Annotated in this window: 25 protein-coding genes and 2 riboswitches; of the genes, 18 read left to right on the top strand and 7 right to left on the bottom strand. The window is 67.9% G+C overall.

Annotated features, from left to right (window positions below):
* The first annotated feature begins 40 nt into the window (after nucleotides 1-40).
* Genes ACODSC_RS08185 through lpxK form a run of 4 tightly spaced genes read left to right on the top strand, consistent with a single transcriptional unit; the run spans nucleotide 41 to nucleotide 4,852 of the window.
* Entirely contained in the window at nucleotides 41-1,870 is a 1,830-nt protein-coding gene (locus ACODSC_RS08185; protein ID WP_488813382.1) for an ABC transporter ATP-binding protein, read from the top strand.
* The gene (locus ACODSC_RS08190; protein WP_488813383.1) at nucleotides 1,867-2,550 is read left to right on the top strand and encodes a lysophospholipid acyltransferase family protein; all 684 of its coding nucleotides are present in this window, start codon (nucleotides 1,867-1,869) and stop codon (nucleotides 2,548-2,550) included. The genes ACODSC_RS08185 and ACODSC_RS08190 overlap by 4 nt, the downstream gene beginning before the upstream one ends.
* Entirely contained in the window at nucleotides 2,547-3,839 is a 1,293-nt protein-coding gene (locus tag ACODSC_RS08195; RefSeq protein WP_488813384.1) for a 3-deoxy-D-manno-octulosonic acid transferase, read from the top strand. The genes ACODSC_RS08190 and ACODSC_RS08195 overlap by 4 nt, the downstream gene beginning before the upstream one ends.
* Nucleotides 3,836-4,852, top strand: a complete 1,017-nt coding sequence (lpxK, locus tag ACODSC_RS08200; protein WP_488813385.1) for a tetraacyldisaccharide 4'-kinase — start codon at nucleotides 3,836-3,838, stop codon at nucleotides 4,850-4,852. The genes ACODSC_RS08195 and lpxK overlap by 4 nt, the downstream gene beginning before the upstream one ends.
* On the opposite strand, the gene ACODSC_RS08205 is transcribed toward lpxK, so the two are convergent.
* On the bottom strand, nucleotides 4,837-6,162 hold the full coding sequence (locus ACODSC_RS08205; protein ID WP_488813386.1) for a metal-dependent hydrolase family protein: 1,326 nt from the start codon (nucleotides 6,160-6,162) through the stop codon (nucleotides 4,837-4,839). The two genes, lpxK and ACODSC_RS08205, sit on opposite strands and share 16 nt — an antisense overlap.
* Nucleotides 6,163-6,276: 114 nt before the next feature.
* Between ACODSC_RS08205 and ACODSC_RS08210 the strand changes: the two genes are divergently transcribed.
* Nucleotides 6,277-6,969, top strand: a complete 693-nt coding sequence (locus tag ACODSC_RS08210) for a murein L,D-transpeptidase catalytic domain family protein (protein WP_488813387.1) — start codon at nucleotides 6,277-6,279, stop codon at nucleotides 6,967-6,969.
* A 3-nt stretch (nucleotides 6,970-6,972) separates the two neighbouring features.
* Here ACODSC_RS08210 and purD read toward each other — a convergent pair whose 3' ends face one another.
* From purD to ACODSC_RS08225, 3 genes are all read right to left on the bottom strand, one after another.
* The gene (gene purD / locus ACODSC_RS08215; RefSeq protein ID WP_488813388.1) at nucleotides 6,973-8,247 is read right to left on the bottom strand and encodes a phosphoribosylamine--glycine ligase; all 1,275 of its coding nucleotides are present in this window, start codon (nucleotides 8,245-8,247) and stop codon (nucleotides 6,973-6,975) included.
* A gap of 73 nt (nucleotides 8,248-8,320) precedes the next feature.
* Nucleotides 8,321-8,752, bottom strand: coding sequence for a PRC-barrel domain-containing protein (locus tag ACODSC_RS08220; RefSeq protein ID WP_488813389.1), 432 nt, complete (start codon nucleotides 8,750-8,752; stop codon nucleotides 8,321-8,323).
* Between the two features lie 13 nt (nucleotides 8,753-8,765).
* Complete coding sequence (locus tag ACODSC_RS08225; protein ID WP_488813390.1) at nucleotides 8,766-8,993, bottom strand: hypothetical protein; 228 nt, start codon at nucleotides 8,991-8,993, stop codon at nucleotides 8,766-8,768.
* Between ACODSC_RS08225 and xseA the strand changes: the two genes are divergently transcribed.
* The 7 genes from xseA (at nucleotide 8,992) to ACODSC_RS08260 (ending at nucleotide 15,932) form a co-directional block, all read left to right on the top strand.
* Nucleotides 8,992-10,587 carry an exodeoxyribonuclease VII large subunit gene (xseA, locus tag ACODSC_RS08230; RefSeq protein WP_488813391.1) on the top strand — a complete coding sequence of 532 codons (1,596 nt, stop codon included), beginning with the start codon at nucleotides 8,992-8,994 and terminating at the stop codon, nucleotides 10,585-10,587. The genes ACODSC_RS08225 and xseA overlap by 2 nt on opposite strands.
* A 51-nt stretch (nucleotides 10,588-10,638) precedes the next feature.
* Entirely contained in the window at nucleotides 10,639-11,145 is a 507-nt protein-coding gene (lspA, locus tag ACODSC_RS08235; RefSeq protein ID WP_488813392.1) for a signal peptidase II, read from the top strand.
* Between the two features lie 71 nt (nucleotides 11,146-11,216).
* Nucleotides 11,217-11,783 carry a DUF3035 domain-containing protein gene (locus ACODSC_RS08240; protein WP_488813393.1) on the top strand — a complete coding sequence of 189 codons (567 nt, stop codon included), beginning with the start codon at nucleotides 11,217-11,219 and terminating at the stop codon, nucleotides 11,781-11,783.
* Between the two features lie 72 nt (nucleotides 11,784-11,855).
* Nucleotides 11,856-12,299, top strand: coding sequence for a PaaI family thioesterase (locus tag ACODSC_RS08245; RefSeq protein WP_488813394.1), 444 nt, complete (start codon nucleotides 11,856-11,858; stop codon nucleotides 12,297-12,299).
* A 107-nt stretch (nucleotides 12,300-12,406) separates the two neighbouring features.
* Nucleotides 12,407-13,084, top strand: coding sequence for a Tat pathway signal sequence domain protein (locus tag ACODSC_RS08250; RefSeq protein ID WP_488813395.1), 678 nt, complete (start codon nucleotides 12,407-12,409; stop codon nucleotides 13,082-13,084).
* Nucleotides 13,085-14,887 (top strand): arginine--tRNA ligase, encoded by a 1,803-nt coding sequence (gene argS, locus ACODSC_RS08255; protein ID WP_488813396.1) that lies wholly within the window; start codon nucleotides 13,085-13,087, stop codon nucleotides 14,885-14,887. It begins immediately after the preceding gene.
* A gap of 13 nt (nucleotides 14,888-14,900) precedes the next feature.
* Nucleotides 14,901-15,932, top strand: coding sequence for an adenosine deaminase (locus ACODSC_RS08260; protein ID WP_488813397.1), 1,032 nt, complete (start codon nucleotides 14,901-14,903; stop codon nucleotides 15,930-15,932).
* Here the strand turns inward: ACODSC_RS08260 and ACODSC_RS08265 are convergent.
* Entirely contained in the window at nucleotides 15,914-16,879 is a 966-nt protein-coding gene (locus ACODSC_RS08265) for a class 1 fructose-bisphosphatase (RefSeq protein ID WP_488813398.1), read from the bottom strand. The two genes, ACODSC_RS08260 and ACODSC_RS08265, sit on opposite strands and share 19 nt — an antisense overlap.
* Before the next feature lie 207 nt (nucleotides 16,880-17,086).
* Nucleotides 17,087-18,127 carry an alpha/beta hydrolase gene (locus ACODSC_RS08270; RefSeq protein ID WP_488813399.1) on the bottom strand — a complete coding sequence of 347 codons (1,041 nt, stop codon included), beginning with the start codon at nucleotides 18,125-18,127 and terminating at the stop codon, nucleotides 17,087-17,089.
* A gap of 105 nt (nucleotides 18,128-18,232) precedes the next feature.
* Nucleotides 18,233-18,330: riboswitch (glycine riboswitch) on the top strand.
* A 4-nt stretch (nucleotides 18,331-18,334) separates the two neighbouring features.
* Nucleotides 18,335-18,420: riboswitch (glycine riboswitch) on the top strand.
* Between the two features lie 55 nt (nucleotides 18,421-18,475).
* Here ACODSC_RS08270 and gcvT point away from each other — a divergent pair.
* The 4 genes from gcvT to gcvPB all read left to right on the top strand — a co-directional run bounded on the left by gcvT (nucleotide 18,476) and on the right by gcvPB (nucleotide 23,265).
* Complete coding sequence (gene gcvT / locus ACODSC_RS08275) at nucleotides 18,476-19,588, top strand: glycine cleavage system aminomethyltransferase GcvT (protein WP_488813400.1); 1,113 nt, start codon at nucleotides 18,476-18,478, stop codon at nucleotides 19,586-19,588.
* A 169-nt stretch (nucleotides 19,589-19,757) separates the two neighbouring features.
* Nucleotides 19,758-20,123 carry a glycine cleavage system protein GcvH gene (gene gcvH / locus ACODSC_RS08280; RefSeq protein ID WP_488813401.1) on the top strand — a complete coding sequence of 122 codons (366 nt, stop codon included), beginning with the start codon at nucleotides 19,758-19,760 and terminating at the stop codon, nucleotides 20,121-20,123.
* A 214-nt stretch (nucleotides 20,124-20,337) separates the two neighbouring features.
* Nucleotides 20,338-21,684, top strand: a complete 1,347-nt coding sequence (gene gcvPA, locus ACODSC_RS08285; protein ID WP_488813402.1) for an aminomethyl-transferring glycine dehydrogenase subunit GcvPA — start codon at nucleotides 20,338-20,340, stop codon at nucleotides 21,682-21,684.
* 12 nt (nucleotides 21,685-21,696) lie between these two features.
* The gene (gene gcvPB, locus ACODSC_RS08290) at nucleotides 21,697-23,265 is read left to right on the top strand and encodes an aminomethyl-transferring glycine dehydrogenase subunit GcvPB (protein WP_488813403.1); all 1,569 of its coding nucleotides are present in this window, start codon (nucleotides 21,697-21,699) and stop codon (nucleotides 23,263-23,265) included.
* 167 nt (nucleotides 23,266-23,432) lie between these two features.
* Here gcvPB and ACODSC_RS08295 read toward each other — a convergent pair whose 3' ends face one another.
* Nucleotides 23,433-24,038, bottom strand: coding sequence for an acyl-CoA-like ligand-binding transcription factor (locus ACODSC_RS08295; protein WP_488813404.1), 606 nt, complete (start codon nucleotides 24,036-24,038; stop codon nucleotides 23,433-23,435).
* 70 nt (nucleotides 24,039-24,108) lie between these two features.
* On the opposite strand from ACODSC_RS08295, the gene ACODSC_RS08300 reads away from it, so the two are divergent.
* Both ACODSC_RS08300 and ACODSC_RS08305 read left to right on the top strand, forming a co-directional pair.
* Nucleotides 24,109-25,044, top strand: coding sequence for an SDR family oxidoreductase (locus ACODSC_RS08300; RefSeq protein WP_488813405.1), 936 nt, complete (start codon nucleotides 24,109-24,111; stop codon nucleotides 25,042-25,044).
* 202 nt (nucleotides 25,045-25,246) lie between these two features.
* Entirely contained in the window at nucleotides 25,247-25,651 is a 405-nt protein-coding gene (locus ACODSC_RS08305; RefSeq protein WP_488813406.1) for a hypothetical protein, read from the top strand.
* Nucleotides 25,652-25,668 lie beyond the last annotated feature (17 nt).

Consider the following 25,668-nt stretch of genomic DNA (forward strand, 5'->3'; position numbering starts at 1 on the left):
CCGGCTTGACTTGAACCGCCAGCCGTCCGACCGAGGACCGATGACCGCCGCCGCTTCCGACACCATGCCTCTGCGCGCCCTGCTGGCGCGAATCTGGCTCGACTATCTGTCCAATCACAAGGGATCGCTGATCCTGTCGGTGCTGTGCGCAGCGGTGACCGGCCTGCTGACGGCGGCCTTGTTGAAGCTGCTGGAGCCCGCGATCAACGGGCTGTTCCTGGGCGGGACGGAGCCCATCAGCATCTTCGGCGTGTTCAGCTTCCCAGCGGACAAGGCCGTGATCTGGATTCCGATCGCCATTCTGGCCGTGGCCGTTGCGCGCACCCTGGCGGCGCTGGGCCAGGCGGCCCTGGTCAACCGGCTGGGCCACACCATCGTCGGCGACATCCAGATCCGCCTGTTCGGGGCCATGATCCGCGCCGACCTGGCGCGGCTGCGTAGCCAGCACTCGGGCGGCTTCGTCTCTTCCGTTCTGTTCGACGCCAACATGGTGCGCGAGGCCTTCACCTCGGGCGTGGTCAACTACACCCAGAACCTGCTGACCCTGATCGCGGTGCTGATCTACATGGGGTTCATCGACTGGCAGCTCACCATGGTGGTGCTGCTGGGGGTGCCGCTGGTGGCGCTGGTGCTGCGCCGGTTCGGGCGCAAGACCCGCAAGGCCGCGCAGGGGGCCATGGCCGAGACCGAGAACCTGTCCACCGCCCTGATGGAAAATCTGGACGGGGTTCGCCTGATCAAGATCGAGAACCGCGAGGCGGCCGAGCAGGACCGCGTCGCCGAGGTGGTGGCCCGTCGCCAGCGCCACGTCATCAAGGGCGCCAACGCCCGCGCCTTCGCCGGCCCGTCCAGCGATCTGGTCGCCTATATCGTCGTCGCCGCCGTCATGGCCTATGCTGGATGGCGCGCGCAGTCGGGCGAGATGACGGTGGGCGGGTTCGCCGCCTTCATCGGCATGTTGCTGGCCGCAGGGCAAGCCCTGCGCCAGGTGACCAATCTGGCGACGGTGATGGCGGAGGGCTTCACCGCCGCGCGTCGCCTGTTCGGCGCCCTGGACATCGAGGCCGAGATTCGCGAGGCGCCCGACGCCGCGCCCCTGCCGACCGGTCCGGTCGAGGTGGTGCTGGACCAGGTGTCGTTCGCCTACGCCCCCGGCGGGGCGCCGACGCTGAACGATGTCTCGCTGCGGGTCGCGCCGGGCGAGACGGTGGCCCTGGTCGGGCCGTCGGGCGGGGGCAAGAGCACGATCCTGAGCCTGTTGCCGCGCTTCTACGACGTGACGGGCGGGGCGGTGACGATCAACGGCGCCGATGTGCGGAGCCTGCGCATCCACGACCTGCGCGACCATATCGCCCTGGTGACGCAGGAGCCCTTCCTGTTCGACGACACCATCGCCGCCAACATCGCCTACGGCCGGCCGGGCGCGACACAAGCGCAGATCGAGGACGCCGCGCGGTCCGCCGCCGCCCACGACTTCATCAACGCCTTGCCGCAAGGCTATGACACCCGCGCGGGCGAGGCGGGCCTGCGTTTGTCCGGCGGCCAGCGCCAGCGGATCGCCATCGCCCGCGCCTTCGTCAAGGACGCGCCGATCCTGCTTCTGGACGAGGCGACCAGCGCCCTGGATACCGAGAGCGAGGCCCTGGTCCAGGCGGCGCTGGAGCGGCTGATGGAGGGCCGCGCCACCCTGATGATCGCCCACCGTCTGTCGACCGTCAGGAACGCCGACCGCATCTATGTGATCGAGGCCGGCCGGGTGGTCGAGGAAGGCTCGCACGACGCCCTGGTCGCCAAGGGCGGCCTCTATTCCCGCCTGGCGCGCCAGCAGTCGCTGGACGGCGCCCCGCCCACGGTCGAGACCGTCGCGTGAGACCGTTTCGAAATCCCGTCGTCCAGTCCGCCCTGGCCTGGACCCTGGCGCAGTGGATGCGGTTCTGCATCAGGACCATCCGCTGGACCCACGAGAATCAGCCGATCGCGGAAAAGGTGTGGGACCAGGGCGGCGGCGTTCTGTGCGTGTTCTGGCATTCGCGCATCGGTCTGGCGCCCGCGTGCTGGCCCCTGGGTCGGGCGCAACCGGCCAAGGCCTTGATCTCCCTGTCCGCAGACGGCGAGTTCATCGCCAAGGCCGTGGCCCGTCAGGGTTTCCCCGCCGTGCGCGGATCGTCCGCCAACAAAGACAAGGCCGCCGCGGCCAAGGGTGGATCTCAGGCCCTGCGTGACGGGCTGAAACAGCTGAAGGTTGGCGCCCTGGCGATCACGCCCGATGGGCCGCGCGGCCCCGTGAACGTCATGGCCGAGGGCCTGCCGCTGATGGCGAAACTGTCCAAGGCGCCGGCGCTGTTCATCGGCATGTCGTGCAGTCCGGCGATCCGGCTGAAGAGCTGGGATCGGGCTTTGCTGCCTCTCCCGTTCGGCAAGGGCGCCGTCGTCTGGGACCGCGCGGACTTCCCCGCCGACACTGACATGGCCGATGTCGTCGCTGACTGGACCGCGCGACTGAACGCCGTCGAGGCGCGGGCCGATGCGATCACGGGCCTGAAACCGTGACGCCCCTGCCGTTGATGGCCTATCGACTGGCGACCCGCGCGCTGGAGCCTCTGGCGCCGCGCCTGCTGGATGCGCGCGCGCGGCGGGGCAAGGAAGACCCCGTGAGGGTCGATGAACGCATGGGATTCACTCGCACCACGCGCCCGGATGGCGATCTGGTCTGGCTGCACGGCGTCAGCGTGGGCGAGAGCCTGTCGCTGCTGCCCGTGGTCGAGCGGTTCGTGAAGGCGCGGCCGGACCTGACGGTGCTGGTGACGTCCAGCACAGTGACGTCGGCTCAGATCCTGGCTCAGCGACTGCCCGAAGGCGTGATCCATCAGTATGCGCCGGTCGATGCGCCGGGCGTGATCGAACGGTTCCTGGATCACTGGCGGCCGGGTCTCGCGGTGTTCGTCGAGAGCGAAATCTGGCCCAATCTGTTGCTGGAGGCGAAGCGGCGCGGCGTGAAACTGGCCCTGGTCAGCGCGCGGATCACCGAGAAGACGGTCGAGGGCTGGGCGCGGTTTCCGGCCTCAGCGCGGGCGCTGACCGGCGTGTTCGACCTGGTCCTGCCGCAGGACGCGGTCTCGGCCCAGCGGCTGGAGAGCCTGGGGGCGCGGATCGACGGCCTGGTGAACCTGAAACTGTCGGGCGAGCCTTTGCCGCATGACCCGGCGGCCTTCAGCCGCCTGTCCGCCACCATCGGCGACCGGCCGGTGATCGTGGCCGCCAGCACCCATGAGGGCGAGGAAGTCGCCATCGTGCGGGCGCTGGACAGGCTGGGCGACCGCGTCTGCCTGATCCTGGCGCCGCGCCATCCCGAGCGCGGACCGCACATCGCCCAGGCCCTGCAGCGCGAGGGTTACGCCTTCGCCATGCGCTCGCGCGGCGAGGTGATCGGGCCGGACACCGACATCTATCTGGCCGATACGCTGAACGAGATGGGCCTGTTCCTGCGGCTGGCGGATGTGGTGGTGATGGGCGGCTCGTTCGCACCCGCGATCGGCCTGCCGCCGGTCGGGGGGCACAATCCGCTGGAGCCGGCGCGTCTGGGCAAGCCGACGATCACGGGGCCGGATGCGTCCAACTGGGCGCCGGTGACCTCCGCGCTCGCAGAGGCGGGCGGGCTGGTTCTGGTTCAGGCGCCGTCGGACCTGCCGGGCGTGATCGAGCCGCTGCTGGCGGATCTGAACGCGGCCAAGGCCATGGGCGAGCGCGGACGCCGCGCGGCGATCGAGGCCGGGGGCGGGCTGGAGCGGCTGTGGGCGATGCTGGCCCCACTGACGCCACAGAGGCGGACCCGGCGATGAAGCTGAATACGCCGCGCTGGTGGTATGTGCGCGACAGCAACCATGCGCGTGTGACGCGCACCGTGCTGAAGCCGCTGGGCTGGATCTGGGCCGCCGTGACCGCACGGCGAATCGCGCGCACGCAAGGCGTCGATCCCGGCTGTGCGGTGATCTCGGTCGGCAATCTGACGGTGGGCGGATCGGGCAAGACGCCAGTGGCGCGCGAGACCCTGCGACTGCTGCGGGCGGCGGGGGTGGAGGCGCAAGGCCTGTCGCGCGGCTATGGCGGGCGGCTGGAAGGCCCCGTGCGGGTCGATCCCCAGGTCCACACGGCCGAGGATGTCGGCGACGAGCCGCTGATGCTGGCGCAGGGGTCCCCGGCCTGGATCGCGCGGGACCGTGTCGCGGGCGCCAGGTCTGCGGTCGAGGGCGGGGCGCAGGCCCTGGTGCTGGACGACGGCCATCAGAACCCGGCGCTGAAGAAGACCGTCAGCCTGATCGTCGTGGACGGCGAGACGCGCGGCGATGAATGGCCGTTCGGGGACGGATCGGTCTTTCCCTCCGGCCCGATGCGCGAGCCGTTGAAGGCGGGGCTGGCGCGCGCGGACGCCGTGGTGGTCATGCTGCCGACCGATGTCGAGGACGCCGATCCCGAACTTCTGGCGGTGTTCGGCGCCCTGCCCGTCTTCGTCGCGCGCCTGACGCCAGAAGGGCCGCCGCCGTCGGGGCCTCAGGTCGGGTTCGCCGGCATCGCCAAGCCGTGGAAGGTCGAGCGGTCGCTGAAGGCGGCGGGGTGCGACCTGGCGGACTTCGTCCCCTTCCCGGATCATGCGGCCTATAGCGCCGAGACTATGGCGTTCCTGATGGATCGGGCGGCGGTGTTCGACGCTGGGCTGGTGACCACCGAAAAGGACTGGGTCCGGCTGACGCCCGGCCAGCGCGCGCATGTCACGGCCTGGCCGGTCGTCGCCCGGTTCGAGGATGAGGCGGCTTTCGCCGCCTTCCTGACCTCCAGGATTCAGTCGGCGCGGTAGACCACGCCGGACTTCATCACGAACCTCATCCGCTCCAATTCGGTCACATCGGACAGAGGATCGCCCGACACGGCGACGATGTCGGCGGGCATGCCCGGCGCGATCTTTCCGGCCTCGTTGGAAATCCGAAGATGTTCGGCGGCGCCGACGGTGGCGGCCTGGATGGCCTCCAGCGGGGTCAGGCCGGCGCGGACCAAAAGCGCGAACTCCTGGGCGTTGTCGCCGTGGGCCGAGACGCCCGAGTCGGTGCCGAAGGCGATCTTGACCCCGCCCTCATGTGCGCGCCACGCCATGTCCAGCATCTTGGGACCGGCCTCCAGCGCCTTGGCCGTCTGGGCGGGGGTGAAGAAGTTGTCGGGTCCCGACGCGATGCGCGCCACGAAATCCCCGGCCAGCAGGGTCGGGATCAGCCAGGCGCCGTTCGACTTGAACAGGCGGATCGACTGATCGTCCAGATAGGTGCCGTGTTCGATGGAATCGCCGCCGGCCCGCAGGAAGGCGTTGATGCCGTCCACCCCGTGGGCGTGCGCTGTCACCTGGCGGCCCATGCGATGGGCGCTGCCGACGATGGCGGACAGTTCATCGTCGCTGAACTGCTGGTTCAGGCCGGCGGTGGTATTGGACAGCACGCCGCCCGTCGCAGTGATCTTGATGATGTCGGCGCCCGCGCGCACCTGGGTGCGCACGGCCCGCATGCAGTCTTCAGGGCCAGAACAGATGCTCTCGGACGACAGCAGGTGCATGACGTCCTCACGATAGCCGTTGATGTCGCCATGCCCGCCGTGGATCGACACCGACGACCCCGCCGCGATGATGCGCGGCCCCGGCACGTCGCCGTTCTTCACGGCGCTCCGCAGGGCGAAGATGGCTTGGTTCGAGGCGCCCAAATCCGCCACCGTCGTAAAGCCGGCCATCAGGGTGCGACGCGCATAGCGGGCCCCGACCATCGCCTGGTCCGCGTCAGAAAGCGTCACCTCTTCGAGGCGTGCATTCGGGTTCTGCTGGCTCGTCAAATGGACGTGGCTGTCGATCAGACCGGGCAGGACGAAGGCTTGGCGCAGGTCCACGACCTTGCCCTGAGACGCGTCGCCGACGAAGCCGTCGCGCACTTCGACAACCTGGTTCCCTCTGATCACGAGAGTTTTATCGCGCTGCACAACGCCGTTCGCCGGATCAGCCAGCAACCTTCCGGCTTCAACGAACGTTGTGTTGGGTTGCGTCGAAACGCCAGTGGCCACGGGGGTTTGCTGCGCATGAGCGCTCGCCGCCGACGCCATCAGCGCCGCCAGCGCGATTCCGAAACGTTTCATCGATCTCTCCCCGCGACGCATCGGCCGCAAAAATGCCCCACAAGGCTCAGGTTGCCTCGCCCGTAACCAACTGAAACAAACACGCCTCAAGACCAACCGCAACGAGGGCGTCGCATGCGGCTATCGAGACGAGGACTTATTCTGGGCGGATCGGCCATGCTGGCGGGATGCGCCAGCGCGAGCGCTACGGCGCCGCTGACGACGGCTCAGAACGGAACTCCGATCGCCATGCCGCAGGTCGGTCTGCCCACGGTCCAGACCTCCGCCCTGACGCCTCCGCCGCTAGATCCGCGCGGTCACGTTCGCAAGGAATTGATGGAGCGCGCCATGACCGCGCTGGACACCCATCATCACCGCCTGCCTCTGCGTGACCGGATGTATCTGGTCGATTTCCAGAAGTTCTCGGGCGAGGAGCGGCTCTATGAGGTCGACCTGATCGCGGGTGAAGTGAAGGTGCTGCGCACCTGCCACGGTCGGGGATCGGACCCCAGCCATACCGGTTATGCCCAGCGCTTTTCCAACACGCCGGATTCCAACATGTCCTCGATCGGCGCCTATGCGACGGCGGGCGCCAACTGGGGCGCGCAGCAGGGGCCGAACGTGCTGCTGGACGGGTTGGAATACTCCAACAACAAGGCGCGCGAGCGGGCCATCATCATCCACGGCGCCGACTACGCCGATCCCGACTTCTTGGCGCGCGAAGGCAAGCTGGGTCGCAGCTACGGCTGTTTCTCAGTCGCCCACACTGACCTGCCGGCCTTGCGTGAACGCATGGGCGAGGGCCGACTGCTGTTCGCAGCGGCTTAGGCCTCAACCCCGCTCCAGCGCCCGCCAGCCTATGTCGGAGCGGTTGAAGCCGCCCGGCCAGTCGATCTTCTTGATGGCGGCATAGGCGCGTTCGCGGGCCTGGGCGATGTCGTCGCCCTCGGCGCAGACGTTCAGGACGCGCCCGCCCGAGGCGGCCAGCAAGCCGTCGTCGCGGCGCTTGGTCCCGGCATGGAAGACCTGGACATGGGGGCCGAAGTCCTGATCGGCGCCGCGGATGATCGAGCCTTCCAGAGGGCTGTCGGGATAGCCCTTGGCGGCCATGACCACGCAGATCACCGTCTGAGGCTTGAAGGCGGGCGAAGCCAGGCCCGAGACATCGCCGCGCGCGCAGCCCAGCAGATAGGGGACGATGTCGCCAGCCATCCGCATCATCAGCACCTGACATTCCGGGTCGCCGAAGCGGGCGTTGAACTCGACCACCTTAGGACCATCGTCGGTCGCCATCAGGCCGGCGTAGAGGACGCCGCGATAGGGCGCGCCTTCCTCCGCCATCTTGCGGATCGTCGGCTGGACGATCAGCGCATCGGCCTGCTGCACAAGCTCGGGCGTGAAGACGGGCGCGGGCGAATAGGCGCCCATGCCGCCGGTGTTGGGGCCAAGGTCGCCGTCGAAGGCGCGCTTGTGGTCCTGGGCGCCGCCAAACAGCAGGGCGCGTTGACCGTCGCACAGGGCGAACAGCGAGCCTTCCTCGCCGTCCATGAACTCCTCGATCACGACGCGGGCGCCGGCCGCGCCGAACCGACCGCCCAGCATGCGCTCGATTTCGGCCTCGGCGTCGGGGCGGTCGGGGCTGATGGCCACGCCCTTGCCGGCGGCCAGGCCGTCAGCCTTGATCACATAGGGCGGCCGGAACACGTCCAGCGCCGCCTTGGCGTCCTTGACCGTGTCATAGACGCCGTAACCAGCGGTGGGGATCTCGTGACGTTCGAGGAAGCCCTTTGAAAAGGCCTTGGAGGTTTCCAGCTGCGCCGCCTTGGCGGTCGGCCCGAAGCAGGGAATGCCGGCTGAGGCCAGACGGTCGGCGAGACCAGCGGCCAACGCCACCTCGGGCCCCACAACGACCAGATCGGCCTTGATCTCTCTGGCCAGGGCGGCCAGGCCGTCGGCGTCGTCCGCCTTGACGGCGCGCAGCTCGCACAGCTTCTCGATGCCGGGGTTGCCCGGCGCGGCGACCAGGCGCGTGACCAGAGGCGACTGGGCGATCTTCCAGGCCAGGGCGTGTTCGCGGCCGCCCGATCCGACGAGAAGAATGTTCATGAGATCGGGCAATGACCGGCCGGCGCCGGCCGGTCAAGCGCCCGTCAGACTTAACGCGGCATTCAGAGTGCAATCAGCGCGTTGGCGGGGTCCAGGCCGGCAGGGCCTGAAGCTGGCCAGGCGTCAGATCGGTGACCAGATCCCGGTCGCCGTTGCGGTCGATCGGCGACACGTCATCGACCGGCACAAGCACCTTCATGTCGCCTGGCCCCTCCAACTCGACCACCAGATGGGTCAGGGCGCCGGATGCGTCCAGCACCAGGGTTTCGACGTCGCCCAGATCGACGTTGGCGCGGGAGTAGACGTCCGCATCCTCAAGCTGGTCGCGTGTCATGCCGAAAGCGAGAGCCGCATTGGTCGCCGCCGTATCGGCCTGCTGGTCCGGCAGGGCGACGGGCGCCGCGCCCGGCGCGGGCGGCTGGACGACATCGTCGTCGCGATCCGAACAGGCGGCGACGGCGCCGGTCAGGCAAAGGACGGCGGCGAGCGGGACAAGACGGTTCATGGTTTTCCTGATTTCAGAACAGGGCCGAGACGACATAGACGCCCAGTCCCAACAGAATGATGCAGCCGACGATCAGCCACGGGCTCATGGCCCCGCCGCCTCCGGCACGGCGCGCAAGGTCGCGTTCGCGCGGTGCGCGGTCGGAGGGATCGGTTCCTTGCGGGTCGGCGGCCATGAAAGTCGAACGGCGGGACGCGTCCGCCGTTCCCGCGCGGATCGCCGCAGGGTAAGCTGAGGCCATGAGCGACGACTCCTATGTGTTCGAAGGCCCGGCCGAGGCCCCTGCCCCGCGCGACAACAATCCGCCGCTGTCGATCTCGGAGCTGTCCTTTGCGCTGAAGCGCACGCTGGAGGATCGGTTCGGTCATGTGCGGCTGAGGGGCGAAATCTCCAAGGTCAATCGCCACGCCTCGGGCCACATCTATCTGACGCTGAAGGACGACAAGTCCGCCATCGACGGCGTGGTGTGGAAGGGATCGGCGCGGGGTCTGGGCGTGCAGCCCGAGGCCGGGCTGGAAGTCATCGTCACCGGCAAGATCACCTCCTATCCGGCGCGGTCGTCCTATCAGATCGTAATTGAGAGCATGGAGGCGGCGGGGGCCGGCGCCCTGCTGGCCCAGTTGGAGCGGCTGAAGGTTCGGCTGCGCGAGGAAGGCTTGTTCGAACCGGGCCGCAAGAAGGCCCTGCCCGCCTTCCCCGCCGTCATCGGCGTGATCACCAGCCCGACCGGCGCGGTGATCCGCGACGTGCTGCACCGGATCGCCGAACGCTGGCCATGCCGCGTCATCGTCTGGCCTGTGGTGGTTCAGGGCGAGGCGGCGTGTGGCCAGGTGTCGAACGCCATTCGCGGGTTCGACACCCTGACGGCGGACGGGCCGATCCCGCGCCCCGACCTGCTGATCGTCGCGCGCGGCGGCGGGTCGGTCGAGGACCTGTGGTGCTTCAACGACGAAGGCCTGGCGCGCACGGTGGCGGCGGCGCGCATCCCCATCATCTCGGCCGTGGGGCACGAGACGGATACGACCCTGATCGACTTCGTGTCGGATCGTCGCGCCCCGACACCGACCGGCGCGGCGGAGATGGCGACGCCGGTGCTGGCGGACCTGCGCTACGCCGTGGCAGACATGGACCGGCGCATGGTCCAGGCCGGCGGGCGGCTGATCGAGGATCGGCGCACGCGGCTGCGGGCCGTGGCGCGCGGCCTGCCGGCGCGGCCGGAGGATCTGCTGGCCCTGGCGCAGCAGCGACTGGATCATGCGGCCAGCCGCCTCGGATCTGGCCTGCAACGCAACGTCGCCCTGCACGAACGGCATCTGGCGGTGACGGGCGGCAAGCTGAGCCCGGCCCTGCTGCGCACACGGATCGAACGGGGTCAGGATCGGTTGCGCGGCGCGGGCGACCGGCTGGGTGCAGCCCTTCAGGCGGGCGTGGCGCGGGGCGAGCGGCGGCTGTTGCAGGTCTCGGCCCGCCTGTCGCCCGAACCGCTGCACCGACGACTGGATCAGCGCGAAGCCCGACTTCAGGCCGTCGGCGCGCGGCTGGACGGCGTCATGCCGCGTCGGCTGGAGCGGGACGCCGACCGTCTGGCGGCCCTGTCGCGGGCGCTGACGACGCTGGACCCCGGCCGCCCCAAACCCGGCTTCGCGCGGGTCGAGGATACCGACGGCGGCTGGGTCACCTCGGCCAAGGCGCTGGAGGCCGGTCAGGCGGTCAGGCTGGTGTTCGGCGACGGCGCGCGCCCCGCCACGATCGACGGCGGCGAACCCCGCCCGGCGTCGCCGCGTCCGATCCAGAAGGCCAAACCGCCGACCGCCAACCAGGGCGACCTGTTCTGATGCGCCGTTTTCCGCTTCGCCCCCGCGCCGCTTCCTGCTAACCGCCGCCGTATGAAGATCACTCGCCTCGCCCTGACCGCCTACGCCTTCGCGCTCCTGATCATCGTGCTGGACCAGTTGACCAAGGCCTGGATCATCAGCGGCGTCTCCCTGCAGGAGGTCGGGCGCATCCCCGTCCTGCCGCCGATCCTGAACTTCAGCTGGGTGGAGAACACCGGCGTCAGCTTTGGCCTGTTCGGCGGCGGCGAGGCGCGCTGGGGTCTGACGATCTTCTCCCTGGTCGTTTCGGGGGGTCTGGCCTGGTGGGCGACCCAGTCGGACCGTCGCCTGCTGATCACCGCCATCGGCTTCGTCATGGGCGGGGCGCTTGGCAATGTCATCGACCGCGTGCGGTTCGGCTATGTGGTCGATTTCATCGACTTCTCGGGCACCGGCGTCTTCCCCTGGGTCTTCAACATCGCCGACAGCGCCATCACCATCGGCGTGGTGCTGCTGATTCTGGACAGTCTGGTGTCGGACCGACCCGCCAAGGTTGGCGTAGCCCCTGAAAAGTCGTAATCACCCCGTCTTCACTATGCCAACGGCGCCCTCGCGGCGCTTCGTGCATCAGCCGACCAGAGCCTGAAACCATGCGTATCCGCAGTGTCGCCGTCCTGACCCTCGTCGCCTCCTCCGCCCTTGCCGTCTCGGCCTGCGGCGGACTGAAGCAAGGCATCGGCCTGACCAAGGTCGTGCCGGACGAGTTCGTCACCGTCTCCACCGCCCCGCTCAGCATCCCGCCCGAGTACGGCCTGCGCCCGCCGGCGCCGGGCCAGCCGCGCCCGCAGGAACTGGCCCCCGAAAGCGCCGCCCGTCAGATCCTGCTGGGTCAGCGCCAGGCCGTCACCCGCACGCCGGGCGAGCAGGTCCTGGTGGCCCAGGCCGGCGGCGACCAGGCCGATCCCCTGGCCCGCTACGTCATCGACGACGAGTTCGGCGACCTGGCGCACAAGGACGAGAGCTTCGCCAACCGCCTGATGTTCTGGCGCAAGGACGACCCCTCGACCCAGGCGCCCACGGTCCGTCAGACCGCCGAAGGCCAGCAGACCATAGACGCCTCGACCGAGGCCGCGCGTCTTCAGGCCCTGACCGGCGGCCAGGAAGCGATCACCATCCAGCCGCGCCGCAGCGGCGGCTTCAAGCTGCCGGGTCTTTAAGACCCCACGGCGGACGCTTGCCACGGCGGCGTCCGTCCTTATTGTGAACGGACCTGAGCCGGAGCCGTTCGCATGACCCAAGCCCTCGACATCGCCGCCCTGTCCGGGGTCGAGCAGCTGCGTCTGGGCATGACAGACGGGCTCATCGCGCCGATCGCCAGGACCGTGGGTTTCGACCTGACCGAGGTCGAGGAAGGCCGCGTCGTGTTCGAGGCCGTGCCGACCACCGCCGTCTACAACCCTCTGGGCACGGTGCACGGCGGCTGGATCGCGACCGTGCTGGATTCCGCCTGCGGCTGTGCGGTCCATTCGACGCTGCGGCCGGGCCAGACCTATACGACGCTTGAGCTGAAGACCGTCTTCCACAAGGCGCTGAGCGCGGGCGTGCCCGTCAGGGCCGAGGGGCGGATCGTCCAGGCCGGTCGCCGCGCCGCCTTCTCCGAAGCCGATCTGCGCGGGCTTGACGGCAAGCTGTATGCCACCGCGACCTCGACCTGTCTGGTGATGGAGCGCTGACGGCAGCGAGGGTTTGCCGCGCCTCGCTTTAGCCGCTATCAGCGGCGAGCGTTGATGATCGGCCGCGATCATCGTGCGCCCTCTTTCGCTGTCGGAAAAATAAGCTGATGCGTCGCGTCCTCACCGCCCTGGCCGCCCTCTCGATGGCGGCCTCCGTCCTGCCCGCCGCCGCCCAGGCCCAGACCTCCCAGCGTCAGCGCGGCGGTCAGGGCCAGCAGGCCGACGGTTCGGCGCAGGACGCGCCCGCCCGCGCGCCGCGCCTGGCGCCGCTGCGTCGTCGCGCCAACGCCGGTCCCTGCCCCTATGTGAAAATCCTCTACGACGCCGCCCGCTACGTCGAACTGGAAGGCGATCGGGCCGCCATCGCCAACGTCGGCTATACCGGCGAGATCGAAGGCGTCACCTCGGACTGCGAATACCGCGAAGCCGATCCGATCCGCGTGGACATCGGCATGCTGTTCCAACTGGGCCGCGGCGCCCAGGCGACCAGCGATCAGCGCACCTATCGCTACTGGATCGCGGTGACCGAACGGAACAGCGCCATCCTGACCAAGGAATATTTCGACCTGCCGGTGAACTTCGATGGTCAGCGCACGGCCTCGGTCGCCGAGGAACGCACCATCGTCATCCCGCGCGCCAGCGTGGACACCAGCGGCGGCAATTTCGAGATCCTGGTCGGTTTCGACGTGACCCCGGAAATGGCCGAGTTCAACCGTTCGGGCAGCCGCTTCCGAATCAACGCCGGCGCGACGCCCGCCGCGCCTGCCGCCGCGCCGAGCGAATAAATGGCTGATCTGAAGACCGTCCTCAGCGAAGCGGTCGCCGCCGCCTTCGCCGCCGAAGGCGTGGATAGGGCCCTGGCCCGCGTCACCCCGTCCGACCGCCCAGACCTGGCCGACTTCCAGTCGAACGGCGCCCTGGCCGCCGCCAAGGCGCTGAAGGCCAATCCGCGCGAACTGGCGACACGGATCGCCGAGCGCCTGACCGCCGATCCGCGCTTTTCCTCGGTCGAGGTGGCGGGGCCGGGCTTCATCAATCTAAAGCTCTCTGACGCGCTTCTGTCCGAACGCGCCGCCGAGGTCGCGGCCGACGCCGAGCACGCCGGCGCCGCCGTCGTGGCCGAACCGCGCAAGGTGGTGATCGACTTCGGCGGTCCCAACGTCGCCAAGCCGATGCACGTCGGCCACCTGCGCAGCGCCATCATCGGCGAAAGTCTGAAACGTCTGTTCCGCTTCCGCGGCGACCACGTCACGGGCGACGCCCATTTCGGCGACTGGGGCTTCCAGATGGGCCTGCTGATCGTGGCCTGTGGCGACGAGGGCCTGGCGAACGCCTTTATGGCCGAGGGCGACGGCCCCTTCCCGGCCGATAGCCCCGTGACCCTGGCCGATCTGGACCGGCTGTATCCGCTGGCCGCCGGCAAGGCCAAGGAAGACCCCGCCTTTCGCGACCGCGCGCGCAAGGCGACGGCGGAACTGCAGAACGGTCGGCCCGGATATCGCGCCCTGTGGGCCCATTTCGTGGCGGTCAGCCGCGAGGCGCTGAAGCGTGAATACGGCGATCTGTCGGTCGATTTCGACCTGTGGAACGGTGAGAGCGACGCCGATCCCCAGATGCCCGAAATGCTGGCGCATCTGAAAGAGACCGGACTGCTGGTCGAGGACGACGGCGCCCAGGTGGTCCACGTCGCCAAGCCGGGCGAGACCCGCAAGAAGAAGCTGGCCGACGGCTCGGTGATCGAGGCGCCCTCGCCCCCGCCCCTGCTGGTGATCAGCTCGGAAGGCTCGGCCATGTACGGCACGACCGACCTGGCCACCATCCTGGACCGCAAGAAGGCGCTGTCGCCGGATCTGGCCCTGTATGTCGTCGACGAGCGTCAGGCCGAGCATTTCGAACAGGTCTTCCGCGCCGCCTATCTGGCCGGCTACGCTGAACAGGGCGCGCTGGAGCATCTGGGCTTCGGCACCATGAACGGCGAGGACGGCAAGCCGTTCAAGACCCGCGCGGGCGGGGTGCTGAAGCTGCGCGACCTGATCGATCAGGCGACGGACAAGGCGCGTGAGCGGCTGCACGAGGCCAAGCTGGGCGACGACCTGTCGCCGGAGGAGTTCGAGGCCATCGCGCACAAGGTGGCCATCGCGGCGCTCAAGTTCTCCGACCTGTCGAACGCGCGGACCACCAGCTACGTCTTCGACCTAGACCGGTTCATGAGCTTCGAGGGCAAGACCGGACCGTATCTGCTGTACCAGTCGGTCCGCATCAAATCCCTGCTGCGCAAGGGCGCCGAACAGGGACTGACGCCCGGCGCCATCGTCATCGCCGAGCCGGCCGAGCGCGACCTGGCCCTGACGCTGGACGCCTTCAGCACCGCCGTGTCCGACGCCTATGAGAAGCGGATGCCGCATCTGGTGGCCGAACACGCCTATCGCGTGGCGCAGTCGTTCTCGAAATTCTACGCCGCCTGCCCCGTCCTGATCGCGCCCGACGAGGCGACCAAACGGTCTCGCCTCGCCCTGTCAGCGGCGGCGCTCAGCCAGCTGGAAATTGCGCTGAACCTCCTGGGGATCGACACGCCGGAGCGGATGTAGGTTAGACTGGGCGATGTCCTCCCGGAGATCGCCCATGTCGCTCGACACCTATATCGCCGGCCTACCCAAGGCTGAACTGCACCTGCACATCGAAGGCAGCCTTGAGCCGGAACTGATGTTCGAGCTGGCGCAGCGGAACGGGGTCTCGATCCCCTATGACAGCGTCGAGGCGGTGCGGGCCGCCTATGATTTCTCCAACCTGCAGGACTTCCTGGACATCTATTACGCTGGGGCCGCCGTGCTGCTGACCCGTAAGGATTTCGAGGATCTGGCCTTCGCCTATTTCCAGCGCGCGGCCGCCGACAATGTGCGCCACGCCGAAATCTTCTTCGATCCCCAGACCCATACCGACCGGGGCGTGGCCTTCGGCGTGGTGGTCGAGGGGCTGATCGCGGGCATGGACCGGGCCAAGGCGGAACTGGGCGTCAGCTCAGGCCTGATCCTCAGCTTCCTGCGCCACCTGACCGAGGACGAGGCCTTTGCGACGCTGGAGGCGGCCAAGCCCTATCTGCATCACTTCATCGGCGTCGGGCTGGATTCATCGGAGGTCGGCCATCCGCCGTCCAAGTTCCAGCGCGTCTTCGCCGCCGCCCGCGACCTGGGCCTGAAACTGTGCGCCCACGCCGGGGAGGAAGGCCCGCCGGCCTATGTCCACGAGGCGCTGGACCTGCTGCACATCGACCGGATGGACCACGGCAATCGCTCGATGGAGGACGAGGCCCTGGTCGAGCGGCTGGCGCGCGAACAGATGACCCTGACCGTCTGTCCCTTGTCGAACCTGAAACTGTGCGTCGTCGACGACCTGAAGGACCACCCCGTGCCCGAGATGCTGCGCCGGGGCCTGCACGTCACCCTGAACTCGGACGACCCGTCCTATTTCGGCGGCTATGTGAACGAAAATTACAGCCGGCTGGCGGCGGCGGTGGGGCTGACGCGTGAGGAGGTCACGCTGCTGGCGCGCAACAGCTTCGAAGGGTCGTTTCTGGGCGAGGCTGAGAAGGCCGCGCGAATCGCGGAGTTGGACGCCTACGCCGCCGCGAACTGATCGATCTCGTTCTTCGAACCCAGGGCGACCGGGATGCGCTGGTGCAGATGTTCGGGCTGGACGTCCAGGATTGGCTGCACCCCGTCCGTCGTCGCCTTGCCCCCGGCCTGTTCGACCAGGAAGGCCATCGGATTGCCCTCGTACATCAGGCGCAGCTTGCCCGGCTTGTTCGGCTCGCGCCTGTCCCACGGATAGAGGAAGACGCCGCCGCGCATCAGGATGCGGTGGACGTCGGCGACCATGGCCGCGACCCAGCGCATGTTGAAATTCTTGCCGCGCGGCCCGTCCTCGCCTTTAAGCAGGTCGCCGACATAGGTCTGCACCGGCTCGGCCCAGTGGCGCAGGTTCGACATGTTGATGGCGAACTCCTTGGTGTCCGACGAAATGGCGATGTCGTCGTGGGTCAGTATCCAGTCGCCGTCGTTCGACAGGGTGAAGCCCTTGACCCCGGCGCCGGTCGTCAGGACCAGCATGGTCTGGGGGCCGTACAGGGCATAGAGAGCGGCGACCTGGCTGCGGCCCGGCTGCATGAAGTCGGCCTCGGTCGGCGTGGGCGTAGCGGACTTGAGCACCGAGACGATGGTGCCGACCATGGCGTTGATGTCGATGTTGGACGAACCGTCCAGCGGGTCAAACAGGACCAGATAGTCGCCGGTGGAATGGGACGCCGGCTGGACCTCGTCCATTTCCTCGGATGCGACGCCGGCGACGACGGGGCTGGCCAGCAAGGCGTCGGTCAGCATGTCGTTGGTCATGACGTCGAGCTTCTTCTGCTCCTCGTCCTGGACATTGATCTGGCCCGAGACGCCCAGCGCACCGGCCAGAGCGCCGCCCGCGACCACATCGCTGATCTGGGCGCAGGTGGCGGCGACGACGGTCAGAACGGTCTTCAGGCCCTCCGGCGCATCCAGGGCGGCGATATGGGCGTCGAGGCTTGTGCGGGTCATGGGGTCGGTCCGGGGCGGCTGGGAGCGTCGCCTGTTCTTGGCGAGCGAGCGACGTGACCGCAAGAGAAACCCTCTCAACCTCCGCCCCCCGTCATCCCAGGCCTTGTGCCTGGGATCCATACGCTCCGTCGAAGACGCGGCGAACCGGCGAGCACCGGGAGTATGGACCCTCGCCACAAGGGCGAGGGTGACGGGATGGTGTGGGGATCAGATCGGCAGGATCGCCGTGCCGAAGGCCCGCTTCAGTTCATGCGCGGCGAAGGTCTGGGCGGCCATGGCGTCCGGCACGACCATGGCCATGCCGAAGAACTCGTGCGTCGAGCCGTGGAAGGTCTTCTGGCGCACATCGACGCCCGCCTGTTCCAGCTTCTCGGCCAGCAGTTCGCCCTCAGAACGCAGCGGGTCGATCTCGGCGCAGATAACGGTCGAGGACGGCAGGCCGGCCAGGTTCGCCTTTTCGACGATATTGATGCGCGGATCCTGGGCGTCGGCCTCGTTGGCGAAGATGTGCTTCACAAACCACTTCATCATCGGCTTGTTCAGTGGTTTGGCGTCGGCGTTCTCGACGTAGGACTCATTGTCCATGTCCACCCCGGCGACCGGATAGACCAGCACCTGGTGCTTGGGCGCAGGCAGGCCGGCGTCGCGCGCCATCATGGACACGCCGATGGCCAGGTTGCCGCCGGCGCTCTCGCCCATCACCGCCACCTTCTGCGGGTCGCCGTTGAAGCTCTGGGCGTTGTCCAGCACCCAGCGATAGGCGGCCAGGGCGTCGTCGTGGGCGGCGGGGAAATGGTGTTCCGGCGCCTGGCGATAGTGGACCGAGACCACGATCACATCGGCCATCTTGGACACGCCGCGCGGGCCGCCGTCATAGACATCCAGATCGGCGATCACGAAGCCGCCGCCGTGGAAATAGACCACCACCGGATGCAGCTTGTCCTCGGAATGGTCATGCGGCTTGTAGATACGGGCCTGGATCGGGCCTTCGGCGCCGGGAATGGATATGTCGGTGATCTTGACGCCCAAGTCGTCGGCCTTCGGATCCTTGCCAGCCTTGCGCAGCAGGGAGTGGACCGCGTCGGTCGGAGTCGGCTGCTGGCGGGCCTCGGCCGGCGACAGGCTCTCGATCGGCTTGGGATTTAGCGACGCCAGTTCGTCCAGCACCTTCTGCATGGGGCCATCGGGCTTGGCGGGGCTGGTGCGTTGCTTGTCGTCGTCGCCGAACAGCTTGTCTATAATGGACATTTTGGTCTTCCTGGGTTTCGAGTGGGGGCTCCCCACGACAATCCACGACACGCAGGCTTGTTCCCCTCCCGCTTGACTTGGGGCCGGAGTCGATGCCTTAGGTCGAGCGCTCTCGCGGGAGAGTTCGAGACTGAGGAATCAGCCTCGACGCCGAAGGCGCAACCGCCCCGGAAACGCTCAGGCAAACGGACCGCGACAGCATACGGACGCTGGAAAGTCGCTCTTCAAGGGCGCGCCGACGGAGCAAGGCGACATGATTTGGTCGCCGGAATCTCTCAGGCTTCAGGACAGCGGGGGCGCGAGGACGGCGGAGCTCCGCCACAACACGCGACCGTGAAAGCCTGAACCATGACCGACCAGACCCTGAAGACGACCGCTCTGAACGCCGCGCACCGCGCCCTGGGGGCTCGCATGGTGGGCTTCGGCGGCTATGACATGCCGGTTCAGTATGAGGGCGTCCTGGCCGAGCACCGCTGGACCCGCGAACACGCCGGCCTGTTCGACGTGTCGCACATGGGCCAGTGCAAGATCACCGGCGCCGACGCCACCACCCAGTTCGAGCGGTTCGTGCCCGGCGACTATGAAATCCTGAAGGCCGGCAAGCAGAAATATTCGCTGCTGCTGAACAAGGACGGCGGCATCATCGACGACCTGATGGCCGGCCGCCCGGACCATGACGGACTGTTCGTCGTCGTCAACGCCGGCAACAAGGACGAGGATTTCGCCTTCTGGGAAGCCAATCTGGAAGGCGACGCCAAGCTGACGGTTCTGGACCGCGCGCTGATCGCCATCCAGGGGCCGGAAGCCGCCGAGGTCATGGCGGCGCATGAGCCGATCCTGGCCGAGATGGGCTTCATGGAATGCGCGCGGCTGATGCTGTTCGGCGTCGACTGCTATGTCTCGCGTTCGGGCTATACCGGCGAGGACGGCTATGAGATCTCGGTCCCGGCGGACCAGGCCGAACGGGTATGGAACACCATCCTGGAAGACGCCCGCGTCAAGCCGATCGGCCTGGGCGCCCGCGATTCCTTACGTCTGGAAGCCGGCCTGCCGCTGCACGGCCATGACATCGACCCGACGACCTCGCCGGTCGAAGGCGCGCTGACCTTCGCCCTGTCCAAGTCGCGCAAGGAACGCGCGGACTTCAACGGCGCCGACCGCATCCTGAAGGAACTGGCCGACGGCCCCACGCGCGTCCGCGTCGGTCTGATCGTCAAGGAAGGCGCCCCGGCCCGCGAAGGCGCCGAGATCGCCGACGCCGACGGAAACGTCATCGGCAAGGTCACCTCGGGCGGCCCCTCCCCTACCCTGGGCCAGAACATCGCCATGGGCTTTGTGCCCCCCGCGTTTTCCGCGCTGGGTGCGGACCTGAAGGTCATCGTGCGCGGCAAGACCGCCGCCGCCGAAGTCGTCGCCATGCCCTTCGTGGCGCAACGCTATTACCGGAAGCCGAAGGCGTAACGCCCTCTTCTTTCGTCACCCTGGGCCTTGTGCCCAGGGTCCATAAACACCGACGCCCGCCGTCGGATCACGGCTTCCGACACCGGGAGTCTGGATCCTAGGCACAAGGCCTAGGATGACGAGTTTAAACATCGGACCGCTTGCGGGCGGGTCTTGCGAGGACAGACAAATGAAGTTCACCAAGGATCACGAGTGGGTCAGCCTGGACGGCGACATCGCCACCGTCGGCATCTCCAAACACGCCGCCGACGCCTTGGGCGACGTGGTGTTCGTCGAGGTGCCTGAGGTCGGCAAGACCGTGGCCAAGGGCGACAGCTTCGCCGTGGTCGAGAGCGTCAAGGCCGCCTCGGACGTCTACGCCCCCGTCTCGGGCGAAGTGGTCGAGGCCAACGACGCCCTGTCGACCGCCCCGGAAACCGTCAACTCGGCCGCCGAAGCCGACGGCTGGTTCGCCAAGATCAAGGTCTCGGACGCTGCTGAACTGGACGCCCTGATGGACCAGGCCGCCTACGACGCCTTCCTCGCCGCCCTTTAAGTCTTGTCATCCCGGCCGAAGCGAAGCGGAGAGCCGGGACGACCACGCAATACCTATTTCCCGTCCCGGAGAGCGCAGCTCATCCGGGACAAGGATTGACCACCCCGCCCGTGTTCCGGTTCAGCCCGATGGGCCGACCGGAACGAAACTTTCAAGGCCCATCCCGTCCCGGCTCTCCGCTTCGCTTCGGCCGGGATGACAAGGTGAAATGAACATGCGTTATCTCCCCCTGACGCCCGACGACCGCACGGCGATGCTCGCCGCCATCGGCGCGAAATCGATCGACGACCTGTTCGTGGACGTGCCCCAGTCGGCGCAGCTTGACGGCCCCGTGGACCTGCCGCGCGTGGCGGGCGAGCTGGAGGTCGAGCGCGCCCTGTCCGCCATGGCCGCCAAGAACGCCTCGGCCGGCGCCGTGCCCTTCTTCTGCGGAGCGGGGGCCTACAAGCACCACGTTCCGGCGACGGTGGATCACGTGATCCAACGGTCCGAGTTCCTGACCAGCTACACCCCCTATCAGCCGGAAATCGCCCAAGGGACCCTGCAGTACCTTTACGAGTTCCAGACCCAGGTCGCGAACCTGACCGGCATGCCGGTGGCCAACGCCAGCCTCTATGACGGCTCGACCGCCATGGCCGAGGGCGTGCTGATGGCGACCCGCGTGACCCGCCGCAACAAGGCGGTGATCTCGGGCGGCGTCCATCCCCACTACGTCAAGGCGACCGAGACCGTGGTTCACGCCGTCGGCGTCGAGACCCTGGCCCTGCCCGCAGCCGTCGACGCCGAGGCCGCCGTGATCGACCAGATCGGTCCCGACACGGCCTGCGTCGTTGTCCAGACCCCCAACGTCTTCGGCACGGCGACGGATGTCACCAAGATCGCCGAGGCCGCCCACGCCGCTGGCGCCCTGCTGATCGTCGTGGTGACGGAAGCCGTGTCCATGGGCCTGCTGAAATCGCCCGGCGAGATGGGCGCCGACATCGTCGCGGCCGAGGGCCAGTCGATCGGCAACGCCCTGAACTTCGGCGGCCCCTATGTCGGCCTGTTCGCTACGCGCGAGAAGCTGATCCGCCAGATGCCCGGTCGCCTGACCGGCGAGACCGTCGACGCCGACGGTGAGCGCGGCTTCGTCCTGACCCTGTCTACGCGGGAACAACATATCCGCCGTGACAAGGCGACGTCGAACATCTGCACCAACTCGGGCCTCTGCACCCTGGCCTTCACCATCCACATGAGCCTGCTGGGCGAGACGGGCCTGCGCAAACTGGCCCTGCTGAACCACGAGAAGGCCGTCGCCACGCGCGACGCCCTAGCGGCCATCCCCGGCGTCGAAATCCTGACCTCGCGGTTCTTCAACGAGTTCGCGGTGCGCCTGCCCAGGAACGCGGCCGAGGTCGTGGACGCCCTGGCCGGCCATCACATCCTGGCCGGCGTGCCTTACAGCCGCCTGGCCCCCGACGCTGGTATGGACGATGTCCTGCTGGTCGCCGCGACCGAGACGACGCTGGATGCCGACATCCAGATCCTCGCCAAGTCGCTCTCCAAAGTCCTCGGCGCGTAAGGGATAACGACCATGAGCACCATGAACACCGTCGGCCGCCCGACCGCCCCGAACCAGGTCCAGACCAAGCCCGCCACCCTGACCGGCGGCCGCGGCCTGTTGCAGAACGAAGCCCTGATCTTCGAGGGCGACGGCTGGGGCAAGACGGGCGTCGATCTGCCGGAACCCAAGACCGATGGCTCGGACCTTGGCGACCTGGTCCGCAAGGATCCGATCGGCCTGCCCGGCCTGTCGGAGCCGGAAACCATGCGCCACTATGTGCGCCTGAGCCAAAAGAACCACGCCATCGATCTGGCCATCTATCCGCTGGGCTCGTGCACGATGAAGCACAACCCGCGCCTGAACGAGAAGATGGCGCGCCTGGCCGGATTCTCGGACATCCACCCGCTGCAACCGATCTCGACGGTGCAGGGCGCGCTGGAGCTGATGGACACCCTGGCCCACTGGCTGAAGACCCTGACCGGCATGCCCGCCGTCGCCCTGTCGCCCAAGGCGGGCGCGCACGGCGAACTGTGCGGCCTGATGGCCATCCGCGCCGCGCACGAGGCCTCGGGCCAGCATGAGAAGCGTCGCAAGGTCCTGGTCCCCACCAGCGCCCACGGCACCAACCCGGCCACGGCCGCCTTCGTCGGCTATACCGTCGTCGAGGTCGCCCAGACCGAGGACGGCCGCGTGGACGTGGCCGACCTGGCGTCCAAGCTGGGCGACGATGTCGCCGCCATCATGGTGACCAATCCCAACACCTGCGGCCTGTTCGAGCGCGACATTCTGGAGATCAGCCGCCTGACGCACGAAGCCGGCGCCTACTTCTACTGCGACGGCGCCAACTTCAACGCCATCGTCGGCCGGGTGCGTCCGGGCGACCTGGGCGTCGACGCCATGCACATCAACCTGCACAAGACCTTCTCGACGCCCCACGGCGGCGGCGGTCCGGGCGCGGGTCCGGTGGTGCTGTCCGAAGCCCTGGCGCCCTTCGCCCCGGCGCCCTGGGTCGTGCATGACGACAATGGCTATCGTCTGATCGAGCGCGAGGAAGACGAAGCCGTTCAGGCCTTCGGTCGCCTGTGCGCCTTCCAGGGCCAGATGGGCATGTATGTGCGCGCCCTGTCCTACATGATGTCGCACGGCGCCGACGGCCTGCGTCAAGTCGCCGAGGACGCGGTGCTGAACGCCAACTACATCAAGGCCCGGCTCGGTGATTTGATGTCGGCGGCCTTCCCCGACGGCCCCTGCATGCACGAGGCCCTGTTCGACGACGAATGGCTGAAGGGCACGGACATCACCACGCTCGACTTCGCCAAGGCGATGATCGACGAGGGCTTCCACCCGATGACCATGTATTTCCCCCTGGTCGTCCACGGCGCCATGCTGATCGAGCCGACGGAGACGGAGTCCAAGGCCGAACTGGACCGCTTCATCCACGCCATGCGTCTGCTGGCCGAAGCGGCGAAAGCCGGCGACGTCGACCGCTTCAAGGGCGCCCCCTTCCACGCCCCGTTGAAGCGCCTCGACGAAACCCGCGCCGCCCGCTCGCCGGTCCTGCGCTGGTCCGCCCCGGCAGGGTCGAACCAGGCGGCCTGAGCCGACGCCCCTAAGTCCCGTCATCCTAGGGCTTGTCCCTGGGATTCAGACTCCCGGTGTTCGATGGGTGCGCATACTGCGGACGCGCCGGGAGTATGGATCCTCGCCACAAGGACGAGGATGAAGGCCGATGGGAAGAATGATGGGGCTTTTGTAGCTCTCGATCTCTAACCCGCAGCCCGTCTCAGCGCCGCGAAGGCCGCGCGCCCGAACGTCTCGGGCGGCGCGTCGGGGTGGGCCAGCCACGCGTCCAACGACAGCTTCATGATGCTGACCGCCGTCCCGGCGACGACGCGGCAGGCGATGTCGTCGGACGCCAGGCCCTTGCGCGCCGCCAGGGCCTCGGCCAGCAGCCGCTCGACCTGTTCGTACTTCGCCTGGTCTCCCGCCCTCAGCGAGGGTGTGCCGTGGATCAGGACGGCCAACGCCTTGGTCTCTTCGGACTGAGGTTCCTGGGCCAGATCGATCAGGGCGTTCTCCACCATGTCCAGCAGGGATTCGTCCGCCGGCCGCGCGGCGATGGCGTCCGCGACCATTTGCGGAAACCCAGCCTTGGCCGAAAAGACGATCTCCTCCTTGGAGCCGAAATAGTTCAGCAGGGTTCGTCGCGACACGTCCGCCGCCTGCGCCACATCGTCCAGGGTCGTCGCCTCGAACCCCCTGTCGAGAAACAGGCGCGTGCCCTCGGCCTGGATACGGGCATGCGTCTCCAGCCGTTTGCGCTCACGCAGTCCCTGATCCTTGGCGGAAATCTTTTCTTGCACTTCTTGCATATTTGCACCGGATGCAGATACGCAAGCCGGAACCCTTAGAGACACCATGTTTCAGCGACAGGATAGCGAAATGACGACCTGGACCACAGCCGATATTCCCGACGAGAGCGGCAAGCTGGTCATCATCACCGGTGCGACCGGCGGTCTGGGCCTGGAAACCGCGCTTGTGCTGGCCGCAAAGGGCGCCGAGGTGGTGCTGGCCGCCCGCAATCCGACCAAGGGCGCCGAGGCCGAACGGCTGATCCGCGCGCGACATCCCGACGCCGACGTGCGGTTCGACCTTCTGGACCTGGGCGATCTGGCGTCCGTGGCCGCCTTCGCCGATCGTTATCTGACGGCGGGACGGCCCATCGACATCCTGATCAACAACGCGGGCGTCATGGCCCTGCCGAAACGCCAGACCACGGCCGATGGCTTCGAGATGCAGTTCGGAACCAACTACCTGTCCCATTTCGCCCTGACCGGACGGCTGATGCCTCTGCTGAGCGCAACCGATTCCCGGCCAGAAGGGGCTCGGGTGGTGCAGCTGTCCAGCATCGCCCACAGGGGCGGGCGCATCCGCCTCGACGACCTGAACTACGACGCCGGCTACCGTCCCTTCCCGGTCTATCAGCAGTCCAAACTGGCCATGCTGATGTTCGCCATCGAGCTGCAACGCCGCAGCGACGCCAACGACTGGGGGCTGAGCAGCGTCGCCGCCCACCCGGGTGTCGCGCGGACCGATCTGGTCGCCAATGGTCAGGGTGACGGCGGGGGACTGTCGGCATGGGCGACCGGCGTCTTTATCGGCCTGTTCGCCCAGTCGTCGGTGGCCGGCGCCCTGCCCAGCCTGATGGCCGCCACTTCGCCGCATGTCGCACCAGGCGGCTATTACGGCCCCCAAGGCTTTCAGGAGCTATCGGGCGCGCCCGGACGCGCAAAGATCGAACCCCAGGCGCTGGAGGCTACGGCAGCGCGTCGCCTGTGGGCCGTGTCAGAAAGCCTGACCGGGGTCGCGTTCGGCTAATCGTGACCCGCGCGCCACAGCCTGTGTGTTCCGTCGCTTCATGACCAAAGCTTCATCCGTCGGACACGCATCGGCCATCGAAGCAGAGGCTTGGTGGCGTTGTGGCAACGTCGTCACGGTCGCCTTTTCCTTTCCCGACGAGGGATCGCGCGACCGGGGCGTTCGTTGTCATCGGGCCTCCTCCTCCCCATCTGGCGCATCAGTGACCTACGCACCCGCTCTCTTCGTCCCGCCCTCCAAGCCACGCAGCCGCCTGCTGCGTGTGTTGAAGCGCTGGGCCCTGATGATCGGCGGACTGGTCGTCGTGCTGTTGGGGATCCTGATCGCGCCCCTGCCCGGCCCCGGCGGCATTCCGGTCATCGCCGTCGGCCTGATGCTGATCCTGAAAAGCTCGTTCTGGGCCAAGCGGCAGTTCATCCGCGCCCAGTATGCGCGGCCCAAATGGGTCTATCCATTCAGGCGTCTGATGCGCAGAAAGCCCGAGATCGCGCCGGTCTTCTGGCAGCAAGCCCTGCGCGCCGAAAAGGTCGTGCTGAACCGCAAGGGTCGCCGGCTAGTGCGCGCCCGCAAACAGATGCGTCGCTATTTCCGCAAGATCTTCCGCTAGTTGGCGACGATTGTTGC

It is taken from the genome of Brevundimonas sp. FG128, assembly GCF_057809775.1.